17 protein-coding genes and 2 pseudogenes are annotated in these 15,791 nt (G+C 34.2%); 17 read left to right on the top strand and 2 right to left on the bottom strand.

Features of this window, described 5'->3' with window-relative positions; genetic code table 11:
• Nucleotides 1–11 precede the first annotated feature (11 nt).
• Nucleotides 12–287, bottom strand: coding sequence for a deaminase (locus K5Q13_RS09200; protein WP_308443426.1), 276 nt, complete (start codon nucleotides 285–287; stop codon nucleotides 12–14).
• 134 nt (nucleotides 288–421) lie between these two features.
• Here K5Q13_RS09200 and K5Q13_RS09195 point away from each other — a divergent pair, with 134 nt between their 5' ends.
• The 17 genes and pseudogenes from K5Q13_RS09195 (at nucleotide 422) to K5Q13_RS09695 (ending at nucleotide 15,519) form a co-directional block, all read left to right on the top strand.
• Nucleotides 422–853, top strand: a complete 432-nt coding sequence (locus K5Q13_RS09195; RefSeq protein WP_220741389.1) for a GNAT family N-acetyltransferase — start codon at nucleotides 422–424, stop codon at nucleotides 851–853.
• Between the two features lie 641 nt (nucleotides 854–1,494).
• On the top strand, nucleotides 1,495–2,730 hold the full coding sequence (mobV, locus tag K5Q13_RS09190) for a MobV family relaxase (protein WP_220741388.1): 1,236 nt from the start codon (nucleotides 1,495–1,497) through the stop codon (nucleotides 2,728–2,730).
• A gap of 499 nt (nucleotides 2,731–3,229) precedes the next feature.
• Complete coding sequence (locus K5Q13_RS09185; RefSeq protein WP_192269946.1) at nucleotides 3,230–4,384, top strand: RepB family plasmid replication initiator protein; 1,155 nt, start codon at nucleotides 3,230–3,232, stop codon at nucleotides 4,382–4,384.
• A complete protein-coding gene (locus tag K5Q13_RS09180) occupies nucleotides 4,377–4,925 on the top strand; it encodes a winged helix-turn-helix transcriptional regulator (protein ID WP_246574249.1) in 549 nt (182 codons plus the stop codon). Before K5Q13_RS09185 ends, K5Q13_RS09180 begins: the two co-directional genes overlap by 8 nt.
• An 82-nt stretch (nucleotides 4,926–5,007) precedes the next feature.
• Nucleotides 5,008–7,626: a TrlF family AAA-like ATPase gene (locus K5Q13_RS09175; RefSeq protein WP_220741387.1), complete on the top strand. Its 2,619-nt coding sequence runs from the start codon at nucleotides 5,008–5,010 to the stop codon at nucleotides 7,624–7,626.
• A 78-nt stretch (nucleotides 7,627–7,704) separates the two neighbouring features.
• Complete coding sequence (locus K5Q13_RS09170) at nucleotides 7,705–8,538, top strand: EcoRI family type II restriction endonuclease (protein ID WP_246574247.1); 834 nt, start codon at nucleotides 7,705–7,707, stop codon at nucleotides 8,536–8,538.
• Nucleotides 8,539–8,556: 18 nt separating this feature from the next.
• Entirely contained in the window at nucleotides 8,557–9,537 is a 981-nt protein-coding gene (locus K5Q13_RS09165) for an adenine-specific methyltransferase EcoRI family protein (protein ID WP_220741386.1), read from the top strand.
• Nucleotides 9,538–9,703: 166 nt separating this feature from the next.
• Nucleotides 9,704–10,348 (top strand): ArsR/SmtB family transcription factor, encoded by a 645-nt coding sequence (locus K5Q13_RS09160; protein ID WP_071952486.1) that lies wholly within the window; start codon nucleotides 9,704–9,706, stop codon nucleotides 10,346–10,348.
• A gap of 125 nt (nucleotides 10,349–10,473) precedes the next feature.
• The gene (locus tag K5Q13_RS09155; RefSeq protein ID WP_014335295.1) at nucleotides 10,474–10,755 is read left to right on the top strand and encodes a thioredoxin family protein; all 282 of its coding nucleotides are present in this window, start codon (nucleotides 10,474–10,476) and stop codon (nucleotides 10,753–10,755) included.
• A 13-nt stretch (nucleotides 10,756–10,768) separates the two neighbouring features.
• The gene (trxA, locus tag K5Q13_RS09150; RefSeq protein ID WP_006844824.1) at nucleotides 10,769–11,083 is read left to right on the top strand and encodes a thioredoxin; all 315 of its coding nucleotides are present in this window, start codon (nucleotides 10,769–10,771) and stop codon (nucleotides 11,081–11,083) included.
• Nucleotides 11,084–11,103: 20 nt separating this feature from the next.
• Entirely contained in the window at nucleotides 11,104–11,427 is a 324-nt protein-coding gene (locus tag K5Q13_RS09145; RefSeq protein ID WP_014335294.1) for a thioredoxin family protein, read from the top strand.
• Nucleotides 11,427–11,555: pseudogene (locus K5Q13_RS09615) on the top strand (aspartate racemase); the annotation flags it as partial. The gene K5Q13_RS09145 and the pseudogene K5Q13_RS09615, both read left to right, overlap by 1 nt.
• Nucleotides 11,556–11,645: 90 nt before the next feature.
• Entirely contained in the window at nucleotides 11,646–12,590 is a 945-nt protein-coding gene (gene trxB / locus K5Q13_RS09140; protein ID WP_006844822.1) for a thioredoxin-disulfide reductase, read from the top strand.
• 18 nt (nucleotides 12,591–12,608) lie between these two features.
• On the top strand, nucleotides 12,609–13,256 hold the full coding sequence (locus K5Q13_RS09135; protein WP_014335309.1) for a DsbA family oxidoreductase: 648 nt from the start codon (nucleotides 12,609–12,611) through the stop codon (nucleotides 13,254–13,256).
• Between the two features lie 12 nt (nucleotides 13,257–13,268).
• Nucleotides 13,269–13,400 carry a hypothetical protein gene (locus tag K5Q13_RS09655; protein WP_014335308.1) on the top strand — a complete coding sequence of 44 codons (132 nt, stop codon included), beginning with the start codon at nucleotides 13,269–13,271 and terminating at the stop codon, nucleotides 13,398–13,400.
• A gap of 17 nt (nucleotides 13,401–13,417) precedes the next feature.
• Nucleotides 13,418–14,749: a dihydrolipoyl dehydrogenase family protein gene (locus K5Q13_RS09130; RefSeq protein ID WP_014335307.1), complete on the top strand. Its 1,332-nt coding sequence runs from the start codon at nucleotides 13,418–13,420 to the stop codon at nucleotides 14,747–14,749.
• 431 nt (nucleotides 14,750–15,180) lie between these two features.
• Nucleotides 15,181–15,519, top strand: a complete 339-nt coding sequence (locus K5Q13_RS09695) for a transposase (RefSeq protein WP_220741385.1) — start codon at nucleotides 15,181–15,183, stop codon at nucleotides 15,517–15,519.
• Between the two features lie 140 nt (nucleotides 15,520–15,659).
• On the opposite strand, the pseudogene K5Q13_RS09120 reads toward K5Q13_RS09695, so the two are convergent.
• Nucleotides 15,660–15,791: pseudogene (locus tag K5Q13_RS09120) on the bottom strand (IS30 family transposase); the annotation flags it as partial.

Genomic DNA, 15,791 nt, shown 5'->3' with positions numbered 1-15,791 from the left:
TTTAACCTTTTTTAGTAGATAGTATGTGTAGAATCATCTTTGAAGTTATCGAAAGCTTTAATAGTAGTATCTCTATCATGTTGTTCCAAGTTCAAAGTATTTTTATCTTGGAGGCCATTATCTAAAAAGTGATAGATGAAGTTATCTCTGAAGCCGATATTTTTAGCATCTTCAGCGGTATTTCCGTAGTAACAAGCTTTGATATTTGCCGAAATAATAGCCCCAAGACACATTGGACAAGGGTAAGCGTTAGTGTAAAGTTCACATCCAGATAAGTCTGCTCTTATACTAAAAAAATGGACTATTTTTATTCAGTCCGTAAAATGAAAGTATATGATTAATTAATATCATTTCCTAGTTTTAGATAATTGAATCCTCTCCTATTTTTTATTAAACTTGTTTTAGGAAAAAGGGGGCTACAATGATTACAAAATTAAACAGTTTTTCAGACAGGGATTTAGAACAATTGGCACAGATTTGGTTGAATGGCAATTTACAAGCACATTCATTTATTCCCGCTCAGTATTGGAAAAATCAATTTGTGAACATTAAAAAAATGTTGCCTGAAGCAAATATTTTTGTGTATAGGAATAATGAAATAATTATCGGTTTTTTAGGCGAATTAGATGGTTACATAGCTGGATTATTTGTTGACATGAACTACAGAAAGCAAGGTGTTGGTAGCCGATTAATTAATTACCTAAAACAAATAAACGACAAATTAACACTTTCAGTCTATGTAGATAATATTAATGCCGTTAATTTTTATGAGAATAAAGATTTTATCATAGACAGTGTAGGTATGGATACTGAGACTGATTCAAAAGAGTATCGTATGACTTGGGAAAAATAAAAGGTAAAGACTTTTTTTATAAAAGCTTTGCTTTTTATTTTGCAATAAATAATGCTAATGTAAGTGACAGAATAATTAGTACCAATATCGCTAAGACACTTTTGATACCAAAAGCAATAGTTAGACTTATCAAAATAATAAGTGGCAAATAAAAATAGTCCAATTTATTGACTTCTGAGCAATCCATACCAGTGTAGATTTATTAAAATTGTTACCAAAAAAGCGCGTGTAGTTTGCTTACAGGGAATATTAGTCATAACTTAATACGATGAGAAATTATATTAGCATTCAAAATAAGTTGAGATACAGATACTATCTCAACTTATTTTTTTATGGGGTTAAGCTGACACCAGCTTGCCCCACGCGGGTAGCGTTCTGCATGACATGCTCCCGCTGAAGGTGATCATGCAATGATAAATTGCCCTGTCACGGCGTGACCCGCCAGAGGTTTTACGAGCCGGATAATAGGCGCTGTAAAATAGCAGTTTCCCCAGTAGGAAGGGGAAACGCTACTGTCAGCGCTTGTCGATGACGCGCCTCGCAGAGCCTGTCCAAAATATCATTTTGGTATAACAGGCTATACCAGATTTTTAACGGTGTTATACTGGTCTTGGAAAACCTTTTTCGAGGAGGCAATTTTGATGGCGCATTTAAAGAAAAATACCCGTGGTGCAGTGCCTGGTTTAGCCGTTCATTTTGAACGTAAAACTGACCATCACACCAACAAAGAAATTGATGTGTCGAAAACTTATCTGAATCAAGATCTGATGACAGATGGTTCTGATATGCTTTCACGCTTCAATGCGCGTTTAAATGACGTTTATTACATGAAAAGAGACGATGTGAAGGCGTTAGCGACGTGGATAGTCACTTTACCCGAAGAACTTGCAGAAGCGTCCTACGAGCAACAGAGCGCCTTTTTTGAAGCAACCACTAATTTTCTGAATGAACGTTATGGTCAAGAAAATGCCGTGGCCGCTGTCGTGCATTATGACGAGACAACCCCTCACTTGCACTATGCCTTTGTACCAGTGGTTTTTGATGCAAAAAAAGCGCGTTATAAAGTATCCGCTAAAGAAGTCCTAACGCGACATGATCTGCAAAGCTTTCATGAGGATCTAGATCAGGATTTAAAAAAGGTGCTGCCATTTTATGAACAAGGGATTTTAAATAACAAAACCTTACCGTTTGAGAATGTCGCTGAAATCAAAAAATACAATGATCAGTTTAATGCCTTAAAAACGGAACTAGCCGATATTGAAGACAACATTCGTGCGAAACAGGCCGTACTTAAAATCACGGATCAATCCTTAACGGAAGTTGACTTAGCCGAAAAACAAATTGATGCGTTTAAACAAGACTTATCTAAAAATATATTTGGTAAGACGGTGCTGAAGCCAGATGACTTAGATCGCTTTAAAAACGTGTTAGCCACGATGAAGAAAGCCACCTTGCAAAGCCAGCATGAGACGGAAGAACTCAAGCAAACGTTAGGACAAGTAAAAGCGCAATTAGCTGACATCCAAGCTGATTATCAAAACCTAAAAGAAACGCATCAAGCGCTACAGAAGCGGCAACGAGAACAGCAACAGCTGGATTATGCCATGAGAGACATGCTTAAAAATGATTATGGTGTCGAAAAGCTATCGCATACTGATGTGGAGGCCCGGTCTGTTCTTTATAAGCTGGATCATGAAGAACTCACAAAAAATAAAAAAGTAGCCCAGTCATGGTTAAAAACACTGACGACAGCTAGAGCAGATCCGGATACCAAAATAGCGCCAACTAGATTAGATTGGGGTATTGAACAAGTTAAAGCATTAATCAATCGGATCATTGAATTGACACGTGATATTTTTAAGGGGCCAAGTCTTTAACGTTATAACGGCTTATTTGCCCGGATAAGCGTTTTTAGCTACGAAACGTAGAAATAGTCATCAAATAGATTAAAACGTCGCTATTGGCTTAATAAGTGGCAATCAGGTTACATAACCAGTAATCCATCATTTAAAATAATGCCAAACAAAAAGAACACCCTGTACAAAATTTATGTACACCGTGTTCTTTTGTTTTGTTTTTTATTGAATCAATAAAAAGGCGAAGCCTATTATAAGTTTATCTTTTATATTTTAATCTTTTGTTCTTTTGCGTAGTTATAAATACAGTAATAACAATGCATTCACGTATTATATAGCCACAAAAAACTGTGTATATAACCACAAAAAACTGTGTACATAACCACAAAAAACTGTGTATATAGCCACAAAAAAATAAAATAAGTGGCTATATAATGTTATAATAAAAGCATAAAGAAATTCCCGTCTAAAAGTTTTTCTTTATGCTTATCCAACAACACACCCAAAGGAGTGTATTTATATGACTATTATACCAGAATCAAAGACAAGGCAGTTACAGACCTTGAATGAATTATCAAAAAGAAAAGTCGTTGAACATAATAGTTTAATCACATCCATTGCCAAGATGGATAAGACACCACTCAAAATGTTTGAACTAGCGGTGTCTTTAATTGATACCGACAATCCACCTCAGGATCAGACGGTTTATTTATCAAAGAAAGAAATGTTTGCTTTCTTTAAAGTGGATGACAACGATAAGCATAGTCGTTTTAAAGAGGCAATTGAAAAAATGCAAAAACAGGCTTTTTTTCAGATTAAAAAAGAACAAGATAAAGGTTTTAAGTTTGTTAGCATTGTGCCAATTCCATATGTAGAATGGACAGATTATCATGATGAGGTATTAATTCGATTTAGTCCTGAAATTATGCCCTATTTAATTAACCTCAAAACCAATTTTACACAACATGCCTTGTCAGAAATTTCCGAATTGAATAGTAAATATGCCGTTATTTTGTATCGTTGGTTGTCGATGAATTACAACCAATACGAGCACTATAGTGTTAAAGGTGGACGCCGAGAAGAACAAATTGACAGGTACCGTAATCCTGAAATTGGTATGAAAGAGTTACGAGAAATGACTGATACGATAACAGAATACAAACGATTCACTCACTTTGAAACGAGAGTATTGAAAGAACCTCTAGCAGAAATCACAAATCATACCAGCTTTAATGTTATATACGAAAAAGTTAAAAAAGGACGCAGCATTGATAGTATCGTCTTTCATATCACTAAAAAGCAGGTGGCAGATGATATTAGTTACAAGTTAGATGATCCAACTTATATTGACGATAAGATAAGGCAAGAAGAAAGTGAAAAAGACCTCGTGTACGAAGCTATGAAAAGTCCATATACAAAATTGCTGATGGAACATTTCTTATTGTCATATATTGATTTGACGGATACGGCTATTTTGTCAGGGTTACAGAAAAATGTTTATCCACTTTATGACGAATTAAAAGAGTTACGTGGTTTAAAGGGCGTGAAAGAACACTTAGCCTATATCAGAGATAAACAAGATGACTATTCGAAAAAGAATATTGCTAAGTATCTTAAAAAATCGATTGAACAGTATCTACCAATCGTTAAAAGGCAGGATATAGATCATGAGTGACAATTTAAAAACAATCCGAGAACTTGCTGATGAATTGGGAGTTTCAAAACAGGCTATTCAGTATCATATAAAATCACTGACAAACAAACGTAGACAAACAAACGACAAAGGTATTGTTGTTTTGTCTGTAGATGAGCAGCGTTTTATAAGAGGCAAAGTAGACAAACAGACAAACAAAACAGAGACAAATAAACAGACAAACAGGAGACAAACAGACAAACAGGAAGAGTGGGATATTAACCAATATTTACGTAGTGAAATTGAGGAAATTAAAAAGAACCGGGATAAACAATTAGCTGTTAAAGATAAACAACTAGAAAATAAAGACTTGCAAATCAATCAAATGCAAAATTTGTTAGATCAGCAACAAAGACTAGCCTTACAAGATAAAAAATTATTGGAAGAATATCAGTCTGAAATTAAAGATTTAAAATCATTAAAAAATCCAGTAAAACCTATTGAAAATAAAGATATAAATGATAAAAGCGATATAGCAAAGAAGCCAAATAAAATAAAAAAATGGTGGCACATTAGAAAATAATATTCAATATACAATGTAAAGGATTACAATTAGTGAGTTAAAGAATAAATTGTTAAAATTCAGATATCAGGAGTAGAACGCAATGGATAACAAGCCGAGTCGTGGATCAGAGTGGCGCAAATGGGATTTACATCTACATTCACCATTTACATGGTTGGATAATAAATATAAGCACAATAATGAGGGGATAATTGGAGATGATGAAATCAGTCAATTTATTGATACTATCGTTAATTCTGGGTTATCTGTGATTGGCTTAACGAATTATTTTAAATTTGATGATAAAGACTTTGAAATAAAAAAAAGGCTTGAAGAAAAAGGCATTACAACCTTCCTAAATCTTGAAGTTAGGTTATCAAATGTTAACAAGTCAGGACAGATGATCGACTATCATATCATTTTCGATAATCAGTTGCCTGACATTAATATAAAGAATTTTTTAGCTTCTTCAAAAGCTAAAATAGGGAGCTCTGAAGTAGCATTTAATCAATTAACTCATGATGATATTGAGCATAGGGCTTCAATCAATTTAGATAAACTGTTAGAAAAGCTTTCTGAAGATGGTTCAGGGTTGAGGGGAAAATACTTAAAAGGATTTTTATCACGTGGGCACGGAAATGCAACGTCTGAGTCTGACAAAAAAACACACACGGTTTATGAAGAAATCACTAGAAAATCGGACTTAATTTTGCACTCCAGTGACAATGAAGATAATCTCATTGGTGATAGAAAATATTGGCTTAAAGAATCGCCCTATATTAGGCCCTTACTTCAAAGCTCAGATGCACATGCTCTTAACGAAATTGGTGAAAAATTTACTTGGATAAAAGCTGATACAACGTTCGAAGGGTTACGTCAGATTATTTTTGAACCCGAAAATCGAGTTGGAATATCAATAGAAAAGCCTGAACTCAAAAGGCCATATCTTGTAATTGACTACGTCGAATTTAGTCAATTAAATTCTACTGATACAACCAAGATATTTTTTAATCCGAATTTGAATACAGTTATTGGAGGCCGTTCGAATGGGAAATCAACACTAACCAATTCTATCGCTCAACAATTAAACCATGAATTATTCACTCCCAAAGATCCAACTACTGGACTCGGCATGTATACTTTTAACAATGCTAACTTCAATATTTATTGGCAGGATGGAGTTGGAGTAAATAACGATCGAAAAATTGAGTTTATTCCACAAGATTACATGATTAGGGTGGCTGAAAAAGACGAAGACAGAAATAAGTTAATTCGTTCAACAGTGGAGACGGATGAATCAAACTATCAAAAAATAATCAATTTTGAGCAAAGTGTACAAGAAAATTTTTCAGCTATTCGGCAACTACTTGAAGAATTGGAAATAATAAATAATCAGTTAGAAAATTTAAAAGAACCAGAAGGTGATAAGGCTGGCATCGAAAAGCAACTAAAAAAAATTGACGAAGCAATAAAGGAACAATCTGAAAAAATCAATTTTAGTGCTGATGAGCAAAAAAAATATCGGGAAACTATTGATATTTTAAGATACCAAGTAAATAGGAAGCGGTTAGCGGAATCAAATTTAAAAAGTTTAGAATTCATAAGGGCCAACAGTATTAGTTTAAAAATTCCTATTTCAGAGACTGACGATAGTCAATATAATAAAAAATTAAGTGATGTTTTAATTACGTTAGAACAGGAAGTCAACCAAAAATGGCAAGAAGAATTAATATCAATTGACACGGAACAAAACAAGCAAATGATTGTTGCCCAAGAAGCTATTGACAAAATCATTACATCTGCTGACTATGTAAAAGGTCAAGCAAACATTAAAAATAATAAAGAATTAGAAACTCTATCTAACCAACAAAAAATTGAATCAGAACAATTAGCAAGCTTTACAAAATTTCAATCTGAAAAATCAAAACTAGACAATAAAAAAGTAGTAAAACAAAATGAAATACGTGATGTTTATAGGAATTTTAAAAAATATCGAAATCAGTTAGAACGTACATTTAAAGCAAAACCAGCTGATGGTAAAATTGAAATTGCGATAAGTTTCTCAAATATTCCTTTTGAAAGTGAAATTCAATACCTTCGAGGTAGAAATGCTGAAAACGATAAATTTATAAGCGAATTTGATAAGGACCCTGACGCAGTAATAGATACTATTTTTTCTGAAAGAAACTTAAGTTTTAATCACAACGGTAATGAAAATACTTTGGTGAAAAATGTGTTATCTATAAATTGGACAAAATTAAACTATATTCTGAAATATGAAGATGATGATTTCTCTCAAATGTCTCAAGGGAAAAAAGCATTTGTTATTTTGACATTGATTTTAGAATTTAGCCAGGATAAAAAGCCAGTCATTATTGATCAGCCTGAAGACAGTTTAGATAACCGATCAATCTATTTAGAACTTACAAAATATTTAAAATCAAAGAAGAAGGACCGTCAAATCATCTTAGTAACTCATAATCCGAATGTTGTGGTTGGGGCTGATACTGAAAATGTTATCGTAGCTAATCAAAATTCATCTAAAACACCAAATAAAGATGGTGTTCAGTTTAGCTATATTAACGGTTCACTTGAAAATACACTTTCAGATAGTCATTCTAAAACAACATTGGAATCAAAGAGCATTAGGGAGCATGTTATTGAGATTCTTGAGGGCGGTAATGATGCCTTTAGAGAACGTGAAAATAAATATATGTCATAATATCGACTATATTTCCCGTAAGATTCTGAATAAAACTTACAATATAAAAGTAAATGATTATAGCAAGGATTAAATATTATGGTAAAAAATCAATCTACTAGACTAACAGACCAACATAAAATTTCAAAAGGTGTGGTAGGCATTTTTGGAGCTAATGCTAAAAAACATGACTTATCAGTGGGAGATATGGCTCAAGTAGTTTTACAGACTTTAGAAGATGAGTACCCTAGTTTACAGTTTAGATATAGAACAAAATTATTAAAATCTGAGATTAACCAAAAACTGAATAATATAGATACATATTTAGGACAATCCTTATTTGTTCGAAATGCTTCAATAATACCTGATGGTGGTCTAATTGAAGTAATGGATGATTCTGATCGATGGAGAGTAGTTCTTGTTTCGGAGGCTAAGTATCAAGGTAAAGATATTGAAAACATAGAAAACGGGCAATTAGTTGGATCTAAAAATAACCAAGATCTTATGGCTGCTGGGAATGCTATAGAAAGATCTCATAAGAATATTTCTGAAATAGCCAATTTTATGATAGATGAAGTTCATTTTCCATATGTAATTTTTTTAGAAGGTTCAAATTTTTTGACGCAGACCATCAAAGTAACTCGACCAGATGGTCGGGTTGTCACACTACAATATGACTCAGGAATGTTAAACCGATTAGATAGACTGACTGCGGCTAACTACGGTATGCCTTTTAATGTTAACCTATGTAAAAATAAAATTATACATGTTGATAGTCAATCAATCATGCTGCAGGCTGCTTCAATGTATACAACAGGTGATGGCAGTGACTGGGATCCAATTGATATGGGGACAATCATGTTAGAGGTAGCTAAAACTGCGCTTCAATTATTAGGGAAAGATTTATTTAAACAAATAACTACAAATTCATGATGGAGGAATCTATTGTCAATGAGAAAAAATGGAAATAAACTGTTACAGCAGGCAAAAAAAAATAAGAACGATGAATTTTATACTCAACTGAAAGACATTGAAAACGAATTACAATATTATACTGATTATTTTAAAGAAAAAGTTATTTATTGTAATACTGATAATCCAATGACCAGCAATTTTTATAAATATTTCGCTACAAATTTTAATAAACTTGGATTAAAAAAATTAATAGCATCTTGCTATGTTGATAATGAATTAAACCTATTCAATCAATTTCCTAATAATAAATCAGGAGGATTTTATTATGAATATACAGGCGCACCTAATGAACCCATAATTCCTAGATCAAAAGATGTAATTTATTTTAAAGATAATGGTGATTTTAGAAGCCCTGAAAGTATAGATATACTCAAAAAATCCGATATAGTTGTAACTAATCCGCCTTTTTCATTATTTAGAGAACATATTGCTCAAATAATGAATTATGGCAAAGAATTTTTAGTTATAGGAAACATTAATGCGATTACGTACAAAGAAATATTTAAATTAATAAAAGATAGCAAGGCGTGGATGGGAGTTAATATGGGCAGAGGCATATCTGGTTTTATTGTTCCAAATCATTATGAACTATATGGGACAGAGACATCTATAGATTCTTCAGGTAACAGAATCATTTCGCCAAATAATGCTCTATGGTTAACTAATTTGGATCATTCTTATAGACACAAAAGTATTCCTTTGACGGAGTATTATTATGGTAATGAGGATAAGTATCCAACCTATGATAATTATGATGCTATAAATGTAAACAAAACAAAAGATATTCCACAGGATTATACTGGAGTGGTAGGTGTACCTATTACTTTTTTGCATAAATTTAATCCTAATCAATTTGATATCATACAGTTTAGAAAGGGAAATGATAATAAAGACTTATCCATAAATGGTAAAAACCCTTATTTTAGAGTATTAATCAAGCAAAAAGCAACTTATTAGCTTTCTAATGAATTTGATCAGTGTTTTATAGGGTCTATAATTATAGGATGACTCCTAAATCTAAAAAGACAAGGCCCATTAATTTATTAACTAATAATATTGAATTTCAATTTCATAGGAAAATTGGTAAACTATTCAACAAAATAGTTGAAAAGGTGGGAAGAAAATGTTTGAACAAGCAGTTAACTACAAAAATGGACTATATGAAGAACTGTCTAAAATTGGTAAGGGGCTAAGCAGTGATCGACGATTAGAAATTCTTGATCTTTTAACTCAAGCACCCAAATCAGTTGAAACTATTGCCAACGGGGTCGGAATAAGTGTAGCTAACGCCTCACGCCATCTACAAATATTGAAGGACAGTCATCTGGTTAAAACAAAACGAAAAGGCAATCATATTATTTATAGCCTTAGTTCTCCCAGAATTAGTGATCTTGTGCACCTATTAACCGACATTGGCAACAGTGAACTTTCAGATATGAAAACAATTCAGGATAAATCAGACGCTCAAGATAACGTTAAAACCATTTCGTTAAAGCAAGCTCAAGAAGAATACAAAAATTGCTTTGTCCTTGATGTACGACCTTCTGATGAATATGCAGCAGGCCACATACAATCGGCAATTAATGTCCCATTGGAAACATTAAAAGAATCAATGCCCAAATTACCTAAAGATCAAAAGATTATTGTTTATTGCCGTGGAAGACTATGTGCTAATTCCAACATTGCCACACAGATCTTAAATAAAAATGGTTTTGACGCAGTTAGTTTAAATTCAAGTCACTATGATTGGAATAAAATAACAGAATAAACAGTTTAAGCACGATTTAGTCATTTATTGATTAAATCGTGCTTTTATATTGACTTACAAAAAGTATATGATATTATTAAACTATTCAAGTAAACAATTGAATGATTGAAAGGCAGTGACATAACTTGTCTACTATTGATAAAACGCTAACCTTAATTAATTTTGAGAATAATTGGTGCGCCCAGTGTTATACGCAGCGACCAATAATAAATAAGATTAGCCATGACTTTAATTCATATTTAAACGTTCGGGTAGTGAATTCAGATGCTCACCCAGAACTAGCAAAAAAATACAATGTTTATTCCGTACCCAGTACTATTTTGCTGCGTGATGGAAGAATCGTTGAAAAAATTACCCGTTTTATTGATCAATCACAATTAACAACTTTAATTAAATATTACCTATAAAGGAGCGACTCTTATGGTTAAGAACTTAACTGACAAAGACTTTGTGAAAGAAACTAGTACCGGTGTTACATTAACTGATTTTTGGGCTACTTGGTGTCCTCCATGTCGAATGCAAGGACCGATTATTGAACAACTTGATAAAGAAATTGGCGATAAAGTCAAAATCACTAAAATGGACGTAGATGCAAATCAAGAAACACCAATGGAATTTGGAATTATGTCTATTCCAACCTTAATTATCAAAAAAGATGGCCAAGTAGTTGATAAGCTGGTTGGCCTCCAAAGTAAGGACCAACTTAAAACCGTTCTTGCTCAATATACTAATTAGGTTAAGAGGGGAGAAGCTGAATGGAACAACTATCAGTAATGAATAAAAAAGAATTTGATAAAAAACTGAAGAATGGAAAATATATTTTAGTTTTTATGGCTTCTTGGTGCCCTGATTGTAGCTTTATCAAGCCTCATCTACCAGAAATTGAACAAGAATTCAAAGATTACACTTTCATCAGTGTCGATCGTGATGAGAATACCGAATTGGCTCAAGAACTAAATATCTTTGGTATTCCAAGCTTCGTTATTTTTAGAGATGGGCAAGAAATCGGAAGACTTGTCAATAAAGATCGGAAGACTAAAGAAGAAGTCGAAAATTTCATTACCAACACTATTAAATAATGAAGAAGTTTTTTACTATTCTTGGCGGTATGGGGACGTTAGCAACTGAAAGTTATGTCCGACTCCTTAATAAGAAAACTGAAACCCATAAAGACCAAGACTATTTAGATTATATAGTGGGTAACCATTATTGATGCACAAGAAGTCATTGTTAATCGTTCATTGGATAAGGGATTAGCGTTACGTGACGACTAATAAGTAGATTGGAGTGAAATTTAATGAGGAAATATGATGTAGTAGTGATTGGGGCCGGTCCTGGTGGAATGACCGCTGCCTTATATGCAGCACGAGCTAATTTAAATGTAGCAATGCTTGATCGCGGTATTTATGGTGGACAAATGAACAACACCGATGACATTGAAAACTACCCTGGTTTTACAACAATTAAGGGTCCTGAACTTGGTGAGAAAATGTATCAAGGAACCGTTAAGGCCGGAGTAAATTTTGTATATGGTGATGTCCAAAACGTTACCGTTGATGATCAACAAATGAAGCATATTCAAACCGATAGTGACGAGTTAGTAGCAAGCGCAGTAATTATTGCAACAGGATCTAATAATCGAAAATTAGGTGTACCAGGTGAAGAAAAGTTCTCCGGAAAAGGGGTTTCTTACTGTGCAGTATGTGATGGTTCTTTCTTTAAAGGAAAGAACGTGACTGTAGTTGGCGGTGGTGATTCAGCAATTTCTGAAGGATTGTACTTAGCTAATGTCACTGATGGAGTTAATGTCATTCATCGTCGCGATCAGTTACGGGCACAAAAGGTATTACAAAATCGTGCTTTTGATAACGATAAGATAGATTTCACTTGGAATACTAGTGTGACAGAGATTTTAGGTGATGAAAATCATGTTACTGGAGTAAAAATTCATAACAATCAGGTCGGTGATGATACAACCCTAGACACTGATGGAGTTTTCGTTTATGTCGGTAACTTTCCAAATAGCCAAATTTTCAATAATTTAAATATTACCGATCAAGCTGGTTGGATTATAACTAACGATCAAATGGAAACAACAATTCCTGGAATCTATGCAATTGGTGATGTCCGGCAAAAGCAACTGCGGCAAATTACAACTGCGGTTGGCGATGGTGGTATTGCTGGGCAAAACGCCTTTGAATATTTCGAAGCCATAAAGCATCGGCAAACGGTTAAAGATTAAAGAGAGGAAAATTACTTTATGGAAATCAAATATTGGTCAGACATTGCTTGCCCCTTTTGTTATATCGGTTCTAACCGAATGAAACGAGCAATGAAGGAAATTGGTATTTATGACACAACTGAATTAGAGTTCAAATCATTCGAGCTTAACCCTGCAACACCAAAGGAAACCGATGAAGGATACATTAATCACTTCACTCAGGGAAATAAGGCAATGGAGCCACAGGCCAAAAAGCAAATGGCTTACATCGAACAAATGGCGCATAACGATGGTCTACCAATGGATCTTGACAGTGTAGTACCTACAAATAGTATGGATGCGCACCGGATTATTAAATTCGCAGAAACTAAAAATGATCCTGATTTGACTGAACGAGTAATTAGACGCTTCTACCAAGTTTACTTTAGTGATGGTCAATCGATTTCTGACCATGATGTGCTATTAAATGCGGCAATGGAAGCTGGGCTTGCTAAAGACGAAGTAGAAAAAGTGCTTAATTCTAACCAATATCATCAAGCTGTGGTCAATGACGAGGCAGAGGCTCAACAATCCGGTATTCATGCTGCACCTTTTTTTGTAATCAATAATAAGTATGCAATTAGTGGTGCCCAACCATATGAAGTCTTTGTTAAAGCCTTAAAGCGAGTTCAAGAAGAAGAAAATTAGGAGGAATTTACGATGGCCGAAGATAAGCCACAATTTAATACAATATTTGGCGATAATAATGATGCTGCTGTATGTGGGCCAGACGGTTGTACTATCGCTGAACATCAAAAGCAAACTGAGGATAAGAAGAAGAAAACAAAATAAATGGAGGGAAGCTATAAATGAAGTTTGACTACGTTGTTATTGGCAGTGGGCCATCAGTTTATCGTTTCCTATTGGGAATGCAGAATAGCGGAAAGAAAATCGCGGTTGTTGAAAAGAATCGGTTTGGCGGAATTTGCCCTAACGAAGGCTGCGAACCCAAGATTTTCTTAGAAGGAGCAGCACGAGCAACCTTAACTTCAATGCGTTTGCAAGGTAAGGGAATTACTCAACCAGCTAAGCTTGACTGGAAAGAACTTATTCAGCAAAAGAATAAGGCTATGGCGTCATTCCTAAATAATATGCAAAGTATGTATGAAGGCCTGGGTGCGACTACCATCAAGGGTGAAGCATCATTTGTTGATCAACATACCATTGAAGTTAATAATAAAAAAATCACTGCTGATAATTTTGTAATCGCAACCGGAAAAAAGCCGCATCCTCTTAACATTCCTGGCCACGAGTACCTACTTACTAGTACTAACCTTTTTGAACTCGAAGATACTCCAAAGAACGTCGCAATTATCGGAAGTGGTTACGTTGGTATGGAATTTGCTACATTGTTGTCTGCTGCCGGGGTTAAAGTAACCGTTATTGTCCGATCCGGCCAACCGCTAGAGGGATTTTACAGCCAACACGTTCATCAGTTAGTTGATGAAATGAAAAACTCACTTGGTATTAATTTTATATTTAACACAAATGTTACAGCTGTTACCGAAGCACAAACTGGCTATGAGGTTCAATCAGCTAACGGCAACCTTGGCACTTTTGATAAAGTTATTAATGCCAGTGGTAGAGTTCCTGAAATTAATGCATTGAAACTTGATAATGCTGGTGTAGAGTACAGCAACCGCGGAATTAAAGTTGATAAATATTTGACCACATCAGCAAATAACATTTACGCAATGGGCGATATTGTTGATAAAACCGCACCAGCATTAACCTCTACGGCACAGTTTGAAGCAGACTACTTAAGTGCCTTACTTACTAATAAAACAACTGAACCTCTTAGGTACCCAGTAATTGGAACCGTTACGTTCACATTCCCCCAACTCGCTCAAGCTGGAATTAGTATTGATAAAGCAAAGGAAGACAGTAATTATTCAATTAAAGATATTGATATTACTCAAGGTGACTTTTTTTATGCTGGAACAGATGATCACGCACGATTATCATTAGTCTTTGACAAGCAAAATCATCTCGTGGGCGCTGCTGAAATTAGCCAAACAGCAGTAGATGATATCAATGCACTAATTCCTGTTATGGCAATTAATGTTGATCCAGAGGTTTGGAAAGAAAAGATGATAATGGCTTTCCCTGGTTTAGCATATAAAATTAGAACATTAATTTAACAATAAGAGGGTCTATTTTTACATTATCGCCCCTCAAAAAGACTATTAAAACAGCCTCCAATATCTACTGGTTAGATAATGGGGGCTGTTTTTTTGTTAAGTGGTATAATAAACCATAAAAGAAGTTTAGAAATACGGCCCTGTTCCACCTACACAAACACCCAGAAATCACGCCGTTTTAAGCTGAAATCCGGGTTTTGAAAAATTTTCGGAGTCCGGCAACTCTCGGTGCCGAAAAAACCTGTCCATAATCTTGACATCAGCGCCGGCTGTACGATAAATAGAGTTGATAGGCATTTTGCCATCAACTCTATTTATGTATACCATTTATTAATAAAACTATTTTAGAACATCAAAAAGACACCATCCATACCTTTAGATGTTCTACCCTGAATTTCGTTCAGTTAACGGTATATTTACTTTTATAGCTATTGATACACAAACATCATCATCTAATTGAGTTTATTCATGATCGACTGTCTAAAACAATTATTGAACACTTTATAAAAAATTATAGCTTGTCAGAACGACAAGCAGTTAAGACTGTCTCTATTGATTTGAACGCTAATTACCAGTCGGTCATTCATAAAATTTTTCCCAATGCTCAAATAATAGTTAATAGATTTCATATAGTTCAGCTATATAGCCGGGCATTGGATCAAGTTAGAATCAGTTGTCTTAAAAAAATAAATGATAAACATTCCCGTTTATATAAAGTACTCAAGTCTAATTGGCATCGCTATGAATACATCTATTTCAACGTTACATAAGAATTTAAATTATATAAAGAATAGTTGTACAATGTCATAATCCAATGGTCCTCTTGAAGAGACCATTGGAAAGATAAAAAAACTCAAACGTATCGGTTATGGATTTAGAAATCTTTTATGCATTTGGTAGATTGCAAGAATTAACCGAACACTGCGAACTGCTGAAAAACCTTTCGTGGTGATTGCCAGTTGAGCGTTTTCATTGGTCTCGCATTGATCCAATGATTAATTTGATCTAATTCTTTGGCGCTAACTGTTTCAATTTTGCGTTC

Origin of the sequence: Leuconostoc miyukkimchii, assembly GCF_019656055.1 — a bacterium.
GTDB classification, from domain to species: domain Bacteria; phylum Bacillota; class Bacilli; order Lactobacillales; family Lactobacillaceae; genus Leuconostoc; species Leuconostoc miyukkimchii.
The sequence above is the reverse complement of the archived record's forward strand: the minus strand, read 5'-3'. Positions and strand labels throughout refer to the sequence as shown.